12 protein-coding genes are annotated in these 16764 nt (G+C 61.9%); 10 read left to right on the top strand and 2 right to left on the bottom strand.

The annotated features are described in order from the left end of the window. Positions 1 to 18 precede the first annotated feature (18 nt). From OOZ52_RS07575 to OOZ52_RS07545, 7 genes are all read left to right on the top strand, one after another. Complete coding sequence (locus OOZ52_RS07575; protein ID WP_274697907.1) at positions 19 to 2427, top strand: VirB4 family type IV secretion/conjugal transfer ATPase; 2409 nt, start codon at positions 19 to 21, stop codon at positions 2425 to 2427. Further along, positions 2424 to 3620, top strand: a complete 1197-nt coding sequence (locus OOZ52_RS07570) for a type IV secretion system protein (RefSeq protein WP_274697906.1) — start codon at positions 2424 to 2426, stop codon at positions 3618 to 3620. The genes OOZ52_RS07575 and OOZ52_RS07570 overlap by 4 nt, the downstream gene beginning before the upstream one ends. Beyond that, complete coding sequence (locus OOZ52_RS07565; protein ID WP_274697905.1) at positions 3620 to 4414, top strand: TrbG/VirB9 family P-type conjugative transfer protein; 795 nt, start codon at positions 3620 to 3622, stop codon at positions 4412 to 4414. The genes OOZ52_RS07570 and OOZ52_RS07565 overlap by 1 nt, the downstream gene beginning before the upstream one ends. Before the next feature lie 13 nt (positions 4415 to 4427). Next, positions 4428 to 5570, top strand: coding sequence for a TrbI/VirB10 family protein (locus OOZ52_RS07560; protein ID WP_274697904.1), 1143 nt, complete (start codon positions 4428 to 4430; stop codon positions 5568 to 5570). 3 nt (positions 5571 to 5573) lie between these two features. Further along, entirely contained in the window at positions 5574 to 6596 is a 1023-nt protein-coding gene (gene virB11 / locus OOZ52_RS07555; RefSeq protein WP_274697903.1) for a P-type DNA transfer ATPase VirB11, read from the top strand. A 69-nt stretch (positions 6597 to 6665) separates the two neighbouring features. Next, positions 6666 to 8840 carry an RNA degradosome polyphosphate kinase gene (locus OOZ52_RS07550; protein WP_274697902.1) on the top strand — a complete coding sequence of 725 codons (2175 nt, stop codon included), beginning with the start codon at positions 6666 to 6668 and terminating at the stop codon, positions 8838 to 8840. Next, positions 8837 to 10330 carry a Ppx/GppA phosphatase family protein gene (locus OOZ52_RS07545; RefSeq protein ID WP_274697901.1) on the top strand — a complete coding sequence of 498 codons (1494 nt, stop codon included), beginning with the start codon at positions 8837 to 8839 and terminating at the stop codon, positions 10328 to 10330. Before OOZ52_RS07550 ends, OOZ52_RS07545 begins: the two co-directional genes overlap by 4 nt. Positions 10331 to 10340: 10 nt before the next feature. Here OOZ52_RS07545 and OOZ52_RS07540 read toward each other — a convergent pair whose 3' ends face one another. Together OOZ52_RS07540 and OOZ52_RS07535 are read right to left on the bottom strand one after the other, a co-directional pair. Continuing rightward, the gene (locus OOZ52_RS07540; protein WP_274697900.1) at positions 10341 to 12464 is read right to left on the bottom strand and encodes a TonB-dependent receptor plug domain-containing protein; all 2124 of its coding nucleotides are present in this window, start codon (positions 12462 to 12464) and stop codon (positions 10341 to 10343) included. Further along, complete coding sequence (locus OOZ52_RS07535; RefSeq protein WP_274697899.1) at positions 12461 to 13378, bottom strand: hypothetical protein; 918 nt, start codon at positions 13376 to 13378, stop codon at positions 12461 to 12463. Before OOZ52_RS07535 ends, OOZ52_RS07540 begins: the two co-directional genes overlap by 4 nt. Before the next feature lie 128 nt (positions 13379 to 13506). Here OOZ52_RS07535 and folD point away from each other — a divergent pair, with 128 nt between their 5' ends. From folD to OOZ52_RS07520, 3 genes are read left to right on the top strand one after another with little or no spacing between them, the layout of a single operon-like run. After that, a complete protein-coding gene (folD, locus tag OOZ52_RS07530; protein ID WP_274697898.1) occupies positions 13507 to 14445 on the top strand; it encodes a bifunctional methylenetetrahydrofolate dehydrogenase/methenyltetrahydrofolate cyclohydrolase FolD in 939 nt (312 codons plus the stop codon). Positions 14446 to 14472: 27 nt separating this feature from the next. Continuing rightward, positions 14473 to 15990 (top strand): flavin-containing monooxygenase, encoded by a 1518-nt coding sequence (locus OOZ52_RS07525; RefSeq protein WP_274697897.1) that lies wholly within the window; start codon positions 14473 to 14475, stop codon positions 15988 to 15990. A 9-nt stretch (positions 15991 to 15999) separates the two neighbouring features. After that, the gene (locus OOZ52_RS07520) at positions 16000 to 16764 is read left to right on the top strand and encodes a competence/damage-inducible protein A (protein ID WP_274697896.1); all 765 of its coding nucleotides are present in this window, start codon (positions 16000 to 16002) and stop codon (positions 16762 to 16764) included.

Below are 16764 nucleotides of genomic sequence, written 5' to 3'. Positions count from 1 at the left end.
CGGACGGGAGCGAGTGCGATGACAAAATGGCTGGGAGCCGCAGCATGGAGCGCCAAGGAAGCGCATGCCGGCGATCGCCTGCCGTATGCGCAGCTTGTCGACGATGGCGTCATGCTGCTGCGCGACGGTTCTTTGATGGCTGCGCTGCAAGTGCCGGGCCTGCTATTCGAGACAGAGGATACCGACGCGCTGAACAGTCATGCGGCCACACGAGAGGTGATGCTGCGCAGCAATCTCGATGCGCGCTTCGTACTTTACCACCACATCATCCGCCGCCGTGTGAGTGTGGAGCTGGATGGCGAATTCAGCGATCCGCTGTCCGCACATATTGACCGGCGCTGGCGGCAGAAGTTGTCGTCGGGTTCGCTGTTCGTGAATGATCAATTCATTACGCTGGTACGCCGTCCGGCGCGCGGCAAGGCCGGCCTTGTCGAGCGGGTGAGCAAGGTGTTCAGCCGCACGCCGAAAGAGCCTGAGGAAATCGATCCCAAAGACCTGCGTTCACTGCGCGGAGCCTTGCAGGCACTCGCTGCCAGCCTTGGCGAATACGGCGCGCAGCCGCTGGGCGATTACACCGGCGCTTCGGGCAAGGTGAATAACGAGCTGCTCGAACTGCTCTCGGCGCTCTACAACGGCGAGATGCGCCCGATGCGCCGCCCCGATGCCGAGACCGACATCGGCGACCTGCTGCCCTATCGCCGCGCCAGCTTCGGCCTCGATGCAATGGAACTGCGCGGTGCGGGCGGATCGGACTTTGCCTCGATCCTAAGCCTGAAAGACTATCCTGACGCGACCAGCCCCGGCCTGCTCGATGCGATGCTGCGACTGCCATACGAGATGGTCGTGACCGAGACCTTCGCGCCACAGGAACGCCAGACCGCACGCGAACGCATCGACCTCGCCATCCGTCGCCTCCGCAGCGCTGACGAGGACGCACAGGCAGAGCGCAATGACATGATGGCCGCGCGCGACGAGCTCGGCTCGGGCAGCGTGGCATTCGGCGATCACCACCTCTCCGTGCTGGTACGCGAGAGCAATCTTGCCCGCCTTGACGATGCCACCGCTTCGGTCGCCGCCAGCCTTGCCGATACTGGCGCGGTTGCGGTGCGCGAAGACACCAATATGGAGCCGTGCTTCTGGGGCCAGTTTCCCGGCAACGAGAGCTATCTCGTGCGCCGCGCGATGATCTCCACCGCCAATATGGCGAGCTTCGGCAGCTTCCACGGCTTTGCCCTGGGGCAGGCGGAGAACAACCACTGGGGCCAGGCGGTCACGCTGTTGCAGACGACCAGCTCCACGCCGTTCTTCTTCAACTTCCACAATGGCGATCTGGGCAACTTCTCGGTCATCGGCCCTTCCGGTTCGGGCAAGACCGTGGTGATGAATTTCCTCGCCGCGCAGGCACAGAAATTCGAACCACGCACTGTGCTGTTCGACAAGGATCGCGGCGCCGAGCTGTTCATTCGCGGCATCGGCGGGAATTACGACCGTATCAGCTCGGGCCAGCCGACGGGTTTCAACCCGCTCGCCCTACCCGATACGCCGGTCAATCGCGGCTTCCTGCGCGACTGGCTGGGCGTGCTGCTGCAAGCCGAAGGGCCGGAGGAAAGCGCGACCATCGCAGCCGCAGTTGACGCCGCCTATGCCAATGACAGCTCGCTGCGTCGTCTGCGCCATTTCAAGGAACTGGTCTCGGGCAGCCGCCGTCCGCAGCCGGGCGATCTGGCGGATCGTCTTTCGGCATGGATCGAGGATGGCGAGCATGGCTGGCTGTTCGACAACGCTAGCGACAATCTCGACCTCGAAACCCGCGTCATGGGCTTTGACATGACCGCGCTCTTGGAAAACCCCAAGCTGCGCACGCCGACGATGATGTACCTGTTCCACCGCATCGACGAGCGGCTCGATGGCCAGCCGACCATGATCCTGATTGATGAGGGTTGGAAAGCGCTGGATGACGAGGTTTTCGCCGCGCGTATCCGCGACTGGTTGAAGACCCTGCGTAAACGCAATGCGCTGGTCGGCTTCGCAACCCAAAGCGCGCGCGATGCTCTCGACAGCAGGATTTCGACCGCGCTCGTCGAGCAGACCGCAACCATGCTGTTCATGCCCAACGCCAAGGCGCGATACGAGGACTATTGCGACGGCTTCGGCCTGACCGAGCACGAACTGGCGTTAATCAAGACGCTGCCTGCGCACAGCCGCTGCTTCCTTGTTCGTCAGCCCGATGCCAGCGTTGTCGTGCGGCTCGACCTGTCGGGTGCGCCCGAGGTTCTGACGATCCTTTCGGGCCGCGAAAGCAGCGTGCGTCGGCTCGACCAGCTGCGCGGCGCGGTGGGTGATGCTCCGTCCAAATGGTATCCTGAACTCACCAACACGCCTTGGCCCGGTCCTGATAGCCCGGACAAGCGGGAGGCTGCCGAGTGAGCGGAACGCTGGGCAATGTGACGGCCACGTGCCAACGCCAGATGGAAGAGGTCGGCGCAGGTATCGGCGCGTCGCTGCGCGGTGTCGATTGCGCAGCCAATGCGATGGCGAAGGCCGCGTTCAATAACCTATTTGCCGAGGGTGGTTTTCTTGGCCCCACATTCACCATTGTCCTGACAATATTCGTGGCCCTGCTGGGTTACGCGCTAATCACCGGCCGCACGCGCATTGGCCTCGCTTCGCTTACGCCGAAGATGGTGACGCTGGTACTGGTGGTAACCTTCGCGACCAGCTGGTTCCTGTTCAACTGGATCTTCTGGAATCTCTTCGCTCTCGGCCCTGATTGGCTCGCATCGAGGCTGATGGGCAACGAGGGCTCGGCGACGATCGTCTTCGCCGACAAGTTGGACGCCGTGATGCTCGCGCTGATGGAGGCATCGGGCGGCGATGCGATGGACGCCAACACAAGCGTCTTCTCACCGCCGGGCCTGCTCTGGTCAGGCGGGACGATGCTGCTGCTTGGTACTGTGGGCGTGTTGGCGACAACCAAGATCGCGCTCGCGATCCTGATGGGGCTTGGCCCGATCTTCATTCTCTGCGCGCTGTTTGACGCAACGCGCGGCCTCTTCACCGGCTGGCTCAAAGCCGTGGTGCTGATGGCTCTCGCGCCGTTGTTCGCCGTGCTCGGTGGATCACTGATGCTGGAGCTGGCGGTGCCGGTCCTCTCCAGCCTGGCGAGCACTCCCGGTGAAATCGACGTGCGACCGGCGATGGCCTTTTTCATGATCGGCGCGGTGCATCTGGCGCTGATGTTTATGGTGCTGAAAGTACTCTCCACGATGGTTTCGGGCTGGAGGGTATTCGGCTTGGTGAACACGGATCGCGGCCATGACCGCGCTCCCGCCGCACCCGCACCGGCTCCCTACGCAGTCAATCCCGCCCTCACCAGCAGTCGCGCCGCCGAGCGTGCTGCAGAGAACGCCGCACCATCACGCCGCGCCGTCCGTGTCGCCGCGACGACACCGCTGGCCGCAAACGATGCAGGATCGAACAGCACCTTGCGCGAAACACGGATTATTTCAGGCAGCAGCAATGCGCCATCCGATAGCCCTTCCGGCTCTACGCCTTCGCGGGTGCGCGGCATTGGCAGCCGTTTCAAATCCGCGCCCAAACGCTCCACGGAGACCAAGTGATGTTCCGCCCCCTCTTCAGCCTCTGCATCGCAGCGACCTTGCTGGCCTTGCTGAGCCCTGCCTCCGCCCAGGCGCAGGACCCGCGCCTTGTCGAGCGGATGTATGACCCGACGCAGGTCGTGCGGATCGAAGGGCGGACCAATGTGCAGACCACCATCCGCTTTGGCGAAGGCGAGATGATCGAAAATGTCGCGGTCGGCAACTCCGCCACCTGGCAGATTACCCCCAGCCGCAGCGCCAACCTGCTGTTTGTGAAGCCGCTATCACCCCGCGCTGCGACCAATATGACGGTGGTGACCAACCGCCACACCTATCTGTTCGATCTGGTGGCGAACCCGGGCAACCGCTCGCCGCTCTACATTCTGACCTTCACCTATCCGGAGGAGCTCGATCCGCTGGATGAGGAAGGCATGGCCGCGCTGCCTCCGGCCAATGCGTTGGAGCTGGCGGCCGCGAACGATGATCTGGCCGTGCTCGATCCGGCGGACCTCAACTTCACCTGGTCTCGCACCGGATCGGCAAGCCTCTTCCCCAGCGAAGTCTATGACAACGGCACTTCCACTTTCCTCAGCTGGCCTGCGGGGCGTGCACTGCCTGCCGTGCTGCTGATGGACCGCAACGGCGATGAAGGCCCTGTCAACTACGCCGTGCGCGGCGATGTCATCGTGCTCGACATGGTGCCTGCAGAAATCATCCTGCGTTCGGGCGACGATGAGGCGCGGCTTATCAATCAGGGCGAAGCGGGCGGCTATCTGGCTGACGGCACCGCGCGTTCCAGCGGCGAACGGGAATAAGGGAGCCGATGCGATGAAACTGGCAACACAAACTGCCGGCGCCGATACCGATCCGCGCGAAACGACCGACACCGAAGTGATCGATCTCGCCAGCCGGACAAGCTATCCGGTCGTTGCCAACCGCAACCCGCGTTCTGACGCGCTTGGTCTCGCAGCGGGCATTGGCTTTGTCGCGCTGCTGGGCGCGGCTACGCTCTGGGCGCTCAATTCAACCCGTCTGGAAGACGAAGCTGCCGAGGGTCAGGTGCTCGCCAATGATCCCGCGCAGCAGCCGGTACTGCCTGGTACAGGCTCTCCCACGGCTGGCTTGCCGAGCGCCAATGCCAATGCCGTGGCTGCCGAAGTCGAGCCCCCGATCGCTCCGCAAGGCGCTGTGCTTGCGCGAGCGCCCGAACCAGGCCGCATGGCAGGCCCGACCACCAACCCCTACAACTCGCCTACACTCGTGTTTGATGGCAGCGCAGCTCCTACGGCGAATGCCGGAGGCGTGCAGACCGGAGCAGCAGTACCAGCAGCGCCCGATGGCGGCGTGGTTCCGGGAGCGGGTGGTGCGGGTGAATTCGCCGCGCGGATCGGCGGTGTGGGCGGCGGCCCGGCCACGGCCACACAGGATTTCAACCCGGCAACCACAGTGACGCAGGGCACGATGATCCCCGCGATCCTTGAAACCGCGATCAACACCGATGTGCCGGGCTATGTCCGCGCGGTGGTGAGCCAGGACGTGCGCAGCCACGATGGTGCACGTGTGCTAATCCCGCGCTCCAGCCGCCTTGTCGGCCAGTACCAGTCGGGCCTTCAAGCAGGCCAGCGCCGTGCCTATGTCATCTGGGAGCGGGTTATCCGCCCGGACGGCGTTTCTGTTCAACTGCGCAGCCCTGCGACCGCGTTCGATGGCACCGCAGGCCTTGAAGGCGATGTCGACAGCCATTTCTTCAGCCGTTTCGGTTCAGCCATGCTGCTGTCCGTGATCGGTGGCCTGACCACGATTGCCAGCGGTGGCGCGTCGGTTGTGCTGGGCGGCGGCCAGAGTGCAGCAAGTACTGCCTTGCAACAGGATGGACAGCGCCCGCCGACCATTCGCGTGCGCATGGGTGAACCGATCCGTGTCTACACAGCACGCGATCTCGATTTCGGCGCGGCGCCGCGGGTCCGCTAAGCCATGAGCGCGGAACTCTACCAGCTCGACGAAAGCCAGGAACTGGCGGACACACCGATGCCCAGCGGCTCGGTCTATCTCGACGCCTATCTCGCACCGTTCCGCGAGTGGCTGGAGCGCGATACGGTGACCGAAATCCTCGTAAATCGGCCCGGTGAAATGTGGGTGGAAGATGCCGCTGTCGGAGCCGGCATGCAGCGCGTGGAGCTTGCGGCAATTGACGACAAACTGGTGCAGCGCCTTGCCGAGCAGGTTGCGCGCATCAGCCATCAGGGGATCAACCGCGAGCACCCGCTGCTCGGCGCAACGCTGCCCGATGGCGCGCGCATCCAGTTTTGTGGGCCGCCAGCAACGCGCGAACACTGGGCCATGGCCATTCGCAGGCATCGCCGGCTCGATCTACCGCTGGATGCTTACGACGCAGGCCCGCTTGCGGCTCCCGAAGATGCGCAATTGCCCGATCCGCAGGCAGAGCCGATTGCCTACCTCCGCGCCGCCATTCGCGCGCGCAAGACAATCCTCATTTCGGGCGGCACGAGCACGGGCAAGACCACTTTCCTCAACGCCATGCTGGGTGAGATTCCGACCCAAGAGCGCGTAATTCTGGTTGAAGACACGCCTGAACTGAAGCTGCCCGGTGCCAACGGGGTGGGCCTGGTGGCCGTGAAGGGCGAACTCGGCGAAGCGAAGGTCACTGCCAACGAACTGCTGCAATCGGCGCTGCGTCTGCGACCCGACCGAATCGTGCTTGGTGAGCTGCGCGGGGCGGAGAGTGTCTCGTTCCTGCGTGCCATCAACACTGGCCACCCTGGCAGCTTTTCGACCATCCACGCCAATTCGCTGCGCGGTGCGCTGGAACAGCTGAGCCTGATGGTCATGCAGACCGGGATCGGCCTCTCGCGCTCCGACACCATTTCTTATGCCGCCAGCGTGATAGACGTGATCGTGCAGCTTGACCGCAGCGAAGGAAAGCGCGGGATCAGCGCCATCGCCGAAGCACGCACATTGGCCGAAAGCTGGAGCTGATTTCCGGGCAAATGTGACGCACCTTGCATCGCGCTTGCGCAAGGCCCGATCACGCGCCACATGAACCCTATGGCAAGCGACCCTACCCAGTCTTTAACCGCCGCCAATGATGGCAGCACCCCGGCAGACAAACTCTCTGCCGAAGCGCGCTATTTCAATCGCGAACTTTCGTGGCTGGCATTCAATGACCGGGTGCTGGAAGAGGCTAATAATACGGCATATCCGCTGCTTGAAAGACTGCGGTTCCTCTCCATCTCAGGCAGCAATCTGGACGAGTTCACGATGATCCGTGTCGCCGGTCTGGCAGGCCAGGTGCGCAGCGGCATTTCGGAAACCAGCATTGATGGCCGCACACCGCGCCAGCAGTTGTCCGCGATCAATGACAAGGTACACGAGTTAGAGCAGCGCCAGCAGGAGGCGTTGGTCGCTCTGCGTCCGCTGCTCGAAGCCGAAGGCATCCATATCAAGGGCGAAGACCGCATTGATGAAGCAGCCGAGGCGTGGCTGCGCGATCACTTCATCTGCAACATCATGCCGGTCATCACTCCGCAGGCGCTGGACCCGGCGCACCCCTTCCCCTTCGTCGCCAACGGCGGGATCGGGGCTCTGTTCAATCTCAAGCGTCGCGGAACCGGCGGCAAGTTGATTGAAATGGTGCTGATCCCCAGCGCCTTGCCGCGCTTCATCCGTATCCCGGGTGAAGAGGCGATCTATGTTGCCATCGAACGCCTTGTGTGCCGCTATGCCGACCTGTTGTTCCCCGGCTTTGAAGTTCTGGGTGACGGTGTGTTCCGCGTGCTTCGCGATAGCGATATCGAGATCGAGGAAGAGGCTGAAGATCTTGTCCGCACCTTCCGCAGCGCGATCCAGCGCCGCCGCCGCGGCCAGGTGATCATGCTGGAAATTGACGAGAGTTTCGATCCTGAAGCCGAGGAACTGCTGCGCGAGAAGCTTGGCGTGCGCCAGGCTGCCATCGCCACCACCGAAGGCATGCTGGGCATTTCAGGACTTGCAGAAGTTGTCGATGAAGAGCGGCCTGATCTGAAATTCCCGAGCTATTCTCCACGCTTCCCCGAACGCATTCTGGAACACGATGGCGATGCCTTTGCCGCCATCGGAGCGAAGGACATTGTGGTCCACCACCCTTACGAAAGCTTCGAAGTGGTGGTCGACTTCCTGCGTCAGGCCGCTGCCGATCCCAGGGTCGTTTCAATCAAGCAGACGCTCTATCGTGCAGGCAATCAGCCAACCGTAATCAATGCGCTGATCGCAGCTGCCGAAGCAGGTAAGTCCGTCACCGCAGTGGTCGAACTGAAGGCCCGGTTTGACGAGGAGCAGAACCTCAAATGGGCGGGCGAGCTGGAGCGCGCCGGAGTGCAAGTGATCTACGGCTTCATCGACATGAAGACCCACGCCAAGGTCAGCATGGTGGTGCGTAAGGAAGAGGACGGCTTCCGCACCTACTGCCACTTCGGCACAGGCAACTATCACCCGGTCACCGCGCGCATTTACACCGATCTTTCGTACTTCACCGCAAATGCCGCGCTGGGGCGCGATGCGGCCAAGCTGTTCAACTTCGTCACCGGCTATGTCGAACCACAGGGGATGGAGCACTTGGCGATCTCGCCGCTCACCATGCAAGATCGCATCATTGCCGATATCGATCATGAAATTGCATTGGCTCGCGAAGGCAGGCCGGCAACGATCTGGGCGAAGATGAATTCTATTACCGAACCGGCGATTATCGACAAGTTCTATGAAGCCAGTCAGGCGGGCGTAGAGATCGTGCTGGTGGTGCGCGGCATTTGCTGCCTGCGGCCGGGCGTACCCGGCCTGTCAGATAATATCACCGTCAAATCGATCATCGGGCGCTTTCTTGAGCACAGCCGGATATACGCTTTCGGCAATGGCGAACCGATGCCGGGTGACAAGGCCAAGGTTTACATCTCGAGCGCCGATCTGATGGAACGCAACCTGCACCGCCGGGTGGAAGCTCTGGTGCCGATCACCAACCAGACGGTGCACGATCAGGTGCTCGATCAGGTTCTACTCGCCAACCTTATCGACACGCAGCAGAGCTGGCTGCTCGATGGCGAGACGGGGGATTACCATCGCGTGGAGAGTGACGGAGAGGGTTTCAACTGTCACGAATACTTCATGACCAACCCATCTCTCAGCGGACGCGGTGAAGCCCTGAAACAGGGCGGTGTGCCGCAACTCACCCTGCGCAAAGGACAGCAGTGAGCCCGGCAGCGAGCAAGCGCGGCGCAACCAGGATAGAGGTTCCGGACAGGGCCGTTATCGACATTGGATCGAACACCGTGCGTATGGTGGTCTTTTCCGGTCCCAAGCGCGCGCCCAACGTCTGGCTGAACGAAAAGGTAACTGCACGGCTCGGGCGGGATCTGGCTGAAAATGGCGCGATCCCGCAGGAAGCGGAAGATTTGGCTATTGGTGGCCTCCAGCGTTTTACCACGATCATCGATGACCTTGGAATCTCCGATGTCGCCACGGTCGCCACAGCAGCCGCGCGCGATGCCAGCAACGGCCCGGATTTTGTGGAAAAAGTCCGCGCGTTGGGCGTCAATCCGCGCGTATTGACCGGCGTTGAGGAAGCAACAACCTCTGCACACGGTGTGATCGGTGCCTTCCCCGGTGCAAAGGGCGTTGTGGCTGACCTTGGCGGGGGCAGTCTGGAGCTGGTCGCGGTAGAAAACAACGCCTGTCACGACGGCGTGAGCCTCCCGCTCGGAACGCTTCGATTGCCGACACTGCGCGCAAAAGGCGACAGCGCTTTCGCCGATGCAGTCAAACAGCAGCTCAAGGATGCGAGCTGGGCGAAGGAGCAAGACGGCGCGCTATACCTGGTAGGTGGCACATGGCGCGCGCTCGCCAGTTACGCCATGCACCAGGACGATTACCCGCTCACCGATCCGCAGGCCTATTGCCTGAGCGTCGATCAGGCTGACGCCGTCGCCACCAAGCTTGCGGACGCCGATCCTGACAAGTTGACATCGATTGCCGGTATCTCTTCCAGCAGAGCCGCCGGCCTTCCCAACGCAGCAGCGATGCTGCGTGTGATGCTTAGAGAGATGGAACCGGAAACGCTCATCATCTCCGCTTGGGGCATTCGCGAAGGGCTGCTCTTCGAACGACTCAACGCAACGGCGCGCGAGCAAGATCCGTTGCTGGCCGCCGTCACCCATTTCACCACGCCGCGCGGGGCCGATATTACCAATGCAACGCTTGCCGCCGCTTGGACCGCAGAGGCGGTCGACGGGCGCAATCGCGGCAGCGAGCGTATCCGTCTCGCTGCCACACTGCTCACACAGGCAGCCGCGCGGATCGAACCCAACATGCGGCTCTCCCACTCGACCGACTGGGCACTGGAAAAGCGCTGGGTCGGCTTGGACCACACGGGCCGCGCAATGATGGCGCAATGCCTGCGCGCCAGCTGCGGATCGCCCAAGCTCATCGATAAATATCTGCGCATGGCTACCAAAAAACAGCTGCACCGCGCTTCTGCATGGGGCCTCGCCAACAGGCTTTGCCGCAAGATAGGCGCTGGCTCGCGCATCTCCATGTCCGGCACATCACTGCGCCGCGAAGACGATACGCTGGTCCTGCGCTTCAATGAAGATCGCGCTTACCTGATGGCGGAGACAGTCGAAACCGAACTGGCCAATCTGGCAGACTGGCTGGGACTGAAATCCCGGGTTCTAATCGAAGACTAACCCAGCCTCTTCAATACCCCCAGCGCAAGCCCAGCCAGATCGTGCGCGGCACGCCAAGATCGATGCTGCCGCCCTGATTGCGCGTTACGATCTCTTCGTCGAGCAGGTTTTCCGCGCGTGCGATGAAAGACAGGCGGTCCACAATCGGGAGCTGGGCAAAGAAATCTAATGCCGTCGCAGCGGGCAGGACATCGTTCTCCTGGTCGCCTTCGAACTGGCTGCTGACATAGCGCAGGGTCGCGGCGATGCTGCCATCCTGCATAAACTCGTAAGCGGCAGTCAGGCTTGCCGAGAATTCGGGGGTTTGCGGCGGGCGGTTGCCGTCGAGCGGCGCGGCAAAGCCTGTCCCTACAAATTCGGCGTCGGTGAAGACGGCGCTGGCATTGAGGCTGAATGGACCTCTATCGACCGCGGCAGTCAGTTCGAAACCCTGCGCATCAATCGCATCCAGATTGCGACGCTGGCGCAGATTGGGCTGCAGCGTGACGTTGGCAATCACACCCTCAACTTCATTGTCGAAATATGTCGCCGCCAGGTACACCCCGTCTGCAGGAAATAGCTCAGCTCCCAGTTCCCAGCCCTCCAGCCGTTCCGGCTCCAGTGCCTCATTGGCCTGTGTCACCACCGGGAAGACCACAAAGGGACGGTAGAGCTCGTTCAAGGTGGGCAGGCGAAAACCCGAATAGACCGCGCCGCGCAGCGTGAATTCTTCGGTGACATAATAGAGGGCGCCTGCACGCCAGGTCACTTCCCAGTCTGCCCGGTCGGCGAAGCTGTCATCGCGTACCACCGTGCCATCGGCGGCAACGGCGCGGTAGAAGCCGTTGCGAATGGTGTAGCGGTCCGCGCGGACCCCGCCGGTCAGCGTCAGGTCGCCAATCTGCCAGTCGTCTTCGACAAATAGCCCAAAGTCAGTGTTCACGCCGCCTGCAAAGCGGTTTTCGCGCAGGTTGCCTGTGAAAGCGGAGAACGAGTCCTCGAATAAATCGCCTTCGCTGCGACGATAGTCGACACCGAAACGCAGCGTATGCCCGCCACCCACGGGTGGGCGAATCTCGATCTTGCCGCCCAGACCGCTCGCCGGTGTATCCTTCTGGTCGAGAACCGGGACAAAGCGCGTTGAGGAGATGACGATGTTGGTGAAGTTGCGCCACTGCGCATAGCCGACCAGATCGACTTCCCAGTCGCCACGGCTCACTACGCGCAGCGATATGTCCTGCCCTTCGGAGGAGTTGTCCGCGCCATCGAAGCGCAAGGTGCGGTTGTCTTCAAACGCCAGCACGCGGGCCTGCACTTCGATGTCACTGGTCAATTGCTGGACCACGCGCCCGCCCGCCGACCAGGCATCAAAATTGGCGCGGCTCGAGATGGGCACTCGCTGGTCTTCAGGCGTCGTGAAAAACCCGTCACCCCGGTCCCAACGCCCGTGGATCACGGCAAAGCCATCACCCACCTGCGGCGCGAAGCTGGCAGAAAACTCGGTGTCGCCACGATGGTTGGCAAGCGCGCTTGCAGTGATGACGCCGAGTGTTTCGGCATCAGCGCTTTCCATAGCAATGGTGCCTGCCAGGGCTCCGCCACCGAACGGACCAGAGCCACCACCACGCGTGACACGGATGGCGCTCAGCCGCTCCGGCCCCACGGAACTGAACGGAATATAACCGAAGAACGGGTCCGAAATTGGCACGCCATCCAGAAGCACGAGCGCCCGGCTCGTCGCGTTGCCGCCGAGTGCACGGAGCGTAGCACCCTGCGCGCTGGGATTGGCCGAGCGGCTGTCCGAACGCCGGAATTGCTGGAACCCAGCGACATTGGACAGGGCATCTTCCAGCCGCCCGCTCGCCGCGCTGTCCAGCGCGTCGCGGTCGATGAACACGGTGGAATAGGCTGGCGCGGCAGGCGTTTCGGGCAGGCCCTGGCCAAGAACCACGATATGATCGATAACCACGGGCACCGGCTGTGCGTCTAGATGGTCTTGCGCAGTGCTGCCGAGGTGGCAATCGTCCAGCCCGGCGTCTTCTTCAGGTAGAGACGGGCACAGGTCTCTCCGCGCGCGATCATCGCGCTCCTGCGCGGCAGCAGGGACAGTGAAGAGCGTTGCGGCAACGCTGGCCAGCAGCAGGCGAGTGATCACTCGGCCGGGCCGCAGCTGTTCACATAGACGCGTTCGCCCAGCATCGTGACGCGGGCAACATCGCCGTTATCCATCTCGTATTCGCGAATATCGAGGCCGCTGCCGATCTGGGTGAAGTCAGCGCCCCAAACTGCGTCGAGTCCTTCGACCGTTTCAATGTCATCGAGATCAACGCATGCTCGGACGGGCTCGGCTTCATCCACCGCCGTCAGCATATCTTCGTCAACATCGCCGGAGGCCTCATCCATGTCGACTTGGTCGGGAACTTCTAGACCTCTTTCGAACCCATCGAGGAAATCGCCGGACAGCCCGCTGGTAGCCTCGACATCTTCGGGCGCAGCCTCCTCAGCCGCGTCTTCGACAGTCGGGACAACCTCCTCTTCAACAACTTCTTCCTGGATCGGCTCGGGCTCGACATAGTCGGTTTCCGTCACCGCATTGTCACGGTCATACAGACGGTCATTGTCGAACGGTCCAAGTCGCGTGGTAGGCCATACCCGGATCAGCGGGAACGGCTCCAGTGGTGTATCGACATAGGTCATTGTGACCTGATGATCGCTTACCAGTTCGAACAGAAAGACATTGGGCACCGCCTCCGGGCGCGGATCGGGGAAACTGAGCTGCACGCCCTCTTCCGTTTCGATTGCTTCGGTCGCGACGATGCGCGTCGCGCCCGCCATGTTGTTGAAGATCACCCCGTTGCTGCCGAAGCGTTCCGGACGGGTCCAGCGCGCGCGCCAATTGCCATCGGGCATCTGGTCGAGCTCAAACAAGAAAATCACCGCATCATCGATCTGGAAGGCCCAGAAGCCTTCGAGATCGTAGGCTATATCCTCTGCCTGTTCATCTTGCGCGGCCACCTGAGCGGGCGCGAGGAACAGGGCAGCGAAGAGAATTGCGAAGCGTTTCAACATGCTGTCATCCTGCCGCAGCTCACCCTCATCGCGCAAGCAAAACTCTAGGGGAAGAGGGGTGCCAATCGTTGATCCAGCCACTATAGGTGCGGCCATTGCCCACCCATGAACGCAAACCGGAGCCGCCAATGGCTGATATTATCGATGGTCGCGCAATCGCTCGCCAGCTGGACGAGGTGACCACGGCAGAAGTCACGGAGATCGTGGCTGCCGGCCATCAGGCGCCCGGCCTCGCGGTGATCCTTGTGGGTAATGACCCTGCAAGCGAAGTCTACGTGCGCCGCAAAATTGAAGCCTGCGAGCGCGTGGGCATTCGTTCGATCGAGCACCGTTTGCCGGATACAACGTCGCAAGATTCGCTGCTCACCCTGATCGCTCGGCTGAATGCCGACCCTGAAATTCACGGCATCCTGTGCCAGGTCCCGCTACCCGAACAGATCGATACCGGGCGCGTTCTCGGCTCGATTTCACCAGACAAGGATGTCGACGGGTTCCATCCGGTCAATGTCGGGCGGCTTTCGACCGGCACAGGCGGCATCATTCCCTGCACGCCGCTGGGTGTGATGAAGCTGATCTATTCGGTCGTGGATGATCTCACCGGCAAAGACGTGGTCGTGATCGGCAAGTCCAACATCGTCGGCAAGCCCGTCGCCAACCTGCTGCTGGAGGCAGAGGCGACCGTTACCGTCACGCACATTCATACACACGGCCTGCCCGACATCGTGCGCAAAGCCGATGTGATCGTTGCCGCCGCCGGTGCGCCGGAGCTGGTGCGCGGTTACTGGGTCAAGGAGGGCGCAGTCATCATCGATGTGGGGATCACCCGCATGGAAGGCGAAAATGGCAAGACCCGGCTTGTTGGTGATGTCGCCTTCGATGAAGTGCAGCACGCAAGTGCAGTCACGCCGGTGCCCGGCGGCGTCGGCCCGATGACCATCGCCTGCCTGCTGTCCAACACCGTGAAGGCTGCGCGTAACGCCTATGGTATGAACAGCGGTGTCAGTAACGCCATTGCCGAAGATGACAAACGCACTATGTTTACAGGCTCTGGCAATCGCCCGAATTGACCTGATGCAACGCAAGTGGAAACCAGCATGACCCAGCCTGATACCGACGTTCTGATCATCGGAGCAGGGCTTTCCGGCATTTCGATGGCGGGTCATATGAAGCTGAACTGCCCCGATCGCGACTTCGTGATCCTCGATCGGCGTGACCAGCTGGGCGGCACCTGGGACATATTCCGCTACCCCGGCGTGCGCTCGGATTCCGACATGCATACGCTCGGTTTCTCGTTCGAGCCATGGAAGCACGATGATGCGATTGCCGATGGCCCGGCGATCCTCGAATACCTCGACCGCGTGGTGGATGAGCGCGGCATTCGCGAGCACATGCGTTTTGGCGAGGAAGTGTTAAGCGCCGACTGGGACAGCAAGTCTGCGCGCTGGACGATCACTTCGCGCGGCAAGGATGGCAGCGAGAGCACGATCACAGCGCGCTGGCTCTATTTCGGCAGCGGATATTACGATTACGACAACCCGCATGATGCCCAGATCCCTGAACTGGACCAGTTCGGCGGACAGGTGATCCACCCGCAGTTCTGGCCGCAGGACCTTGATTACAAGGATAAGAAGGTCGTCATCATCGGATCGGGCGCGACCGCAGTCACGCTCGTCCCGGCGATGGCGGAGGACGCAGAAAGCGTCACTATGCTCCAGCGCACACCCACCTGGATGGGCAAAGGTCCGCGACAGGACATTTGGGACCACCGCTTCCGTCGCTGGTTCCCGGAGAAGGTCGCGTACTGGCTGACCCGCCGGAAGAATATCCTCTTCCGCGCCTATATCTTCAGCCTGTCACGCCGCAATCCGCAGAAGCTGGCGGACAAGCTGCGCGGGATGCAGCGCGCCTCGCTGGGCGACAAGTATGACCCCAAGCACTTCGAGCCGCCGTACAATCCGTGGGAACAGCGCCTGTGCCTGGTCCCTGACGGCGATCTGTACAAGGCAATACGCGGCGGCAAGGCGCATATCGTGACCGATCACATCGCGGGTTTTGACAAGGATGGCGTAAAGCTCCAATCGGGCGAGCATCTGCCTGCTGATATCGTCGTGACCGCCACTGGCTTGCGGCTGACGCTCGCGGGCAAGGTGAAGGTGAGCAAGGATGGTGAGCCGGTCGATTTCACCGATCACTATTTCTACCGCGGCACCATGTTCTCCAACATGCCGAACCTCAGCTTCGTGTTCGGTTATCTCAATGCCAGCTGGACACTGCGCGCCGATTGCAACTCGCAGTACGCGTGTGACGTGCTGAATGACATGACGAAAGCAGGTGCAAATGTTGCGGTGCCCGAGCTTGCCCCTGAAGACGAACCCGAAACGGTCGAACCGTGGGACTATTCCTCCGGCTATCTCCAGCGTGCGCGCCATCTGATGCCCAAGGTCGGCAAGGATCGCCCATGGTCGTTGAAGCACGAATATCTTGCCGACGTGCGCGATTTCCGCCAACGCCCGGTGCGTGACGGTGTGTTGCGTTTCTACAAGGTCGAAGAAGCCGACGAAACTTCGGCCAGTGACGGCGAAACCGGTCACACAGCCATAGCAGCGGAGTGACCGCTCGACATGAGTGCTAGCGACAAGGTCTGGACAGCGGCGCTGGTGGTGATCGGCGATGAAATCCTGTCCGGTCGCACGCACGACAAAAATATCGCCCAGGTGGCCAGCTGGTTGCAGGTGCAGGGCATCCGCCTGACCGAAGTGCGCGTTGTTTCGGACGATATGGATGCGATTGTCGCGGCGGTGAATGCACTGCGGACAAGCTATGACTACCTTTTTACCACCGGCGGTATCGGCCCGACGCACGATGATATCACCGTCGATGCGGTCGCTGCTGCCCTGGGCGTCGACGTGGTCGTACATCCCGAAGCGCGGGCTATTCTCGAGCGGTACTATGCCGACAAGCCCGGCGGGCTGACCGAAGCACGCCTGCGCATGGCCCGCGTGCCCGATGGCGCAGACCTGATCCCCAACCGGATGTCCGGCGCGCCGGGTATCAAGATCGGCAATGTGCACCTGATGGCAGGCGTCCCCTATATCACTGCCGGAATGCTCGACGCGCTGACCGGAACGCTGGAAGGCGGTGCACCACTGCTTTCGGAAACGGTGGGATGCTGGACTGCCGAAAGCGAAGTCGCTGACGTGCTTCGGCAGGTCGAAAAGGCGCACGAGGACTGCCAGATCGGCTCCTACCCGTTTTTCCGCGAAGGCAAGGTCGGGGCGAATTTCGTCATCCGCTCCACCAGCCGCGAAGTGCTCGAAAGTGCAGTCGATACCCTGTGCGAAGCGTTGGGCGAGGAAGGCTTTGACTTCACGCCCGGAGGGATCTGA

It is taken from the genome of Aurantiacibacter sp. D1-12, from assembly GCF_028858515.1.
In the GTDB taxonomy this organism is placed as follows: domain Bacteria; phylum Pseudomonadota; class Alphaproteobacteria; order Sphingomonadales; family Sphingomonadaceae; genus Alteraurantiacibacter.
The sequence above is the reverse complement of the archived record's forward strand: the minus strand, read 5'-3'. Positions and strand labels throughout refer to the sequence as shown.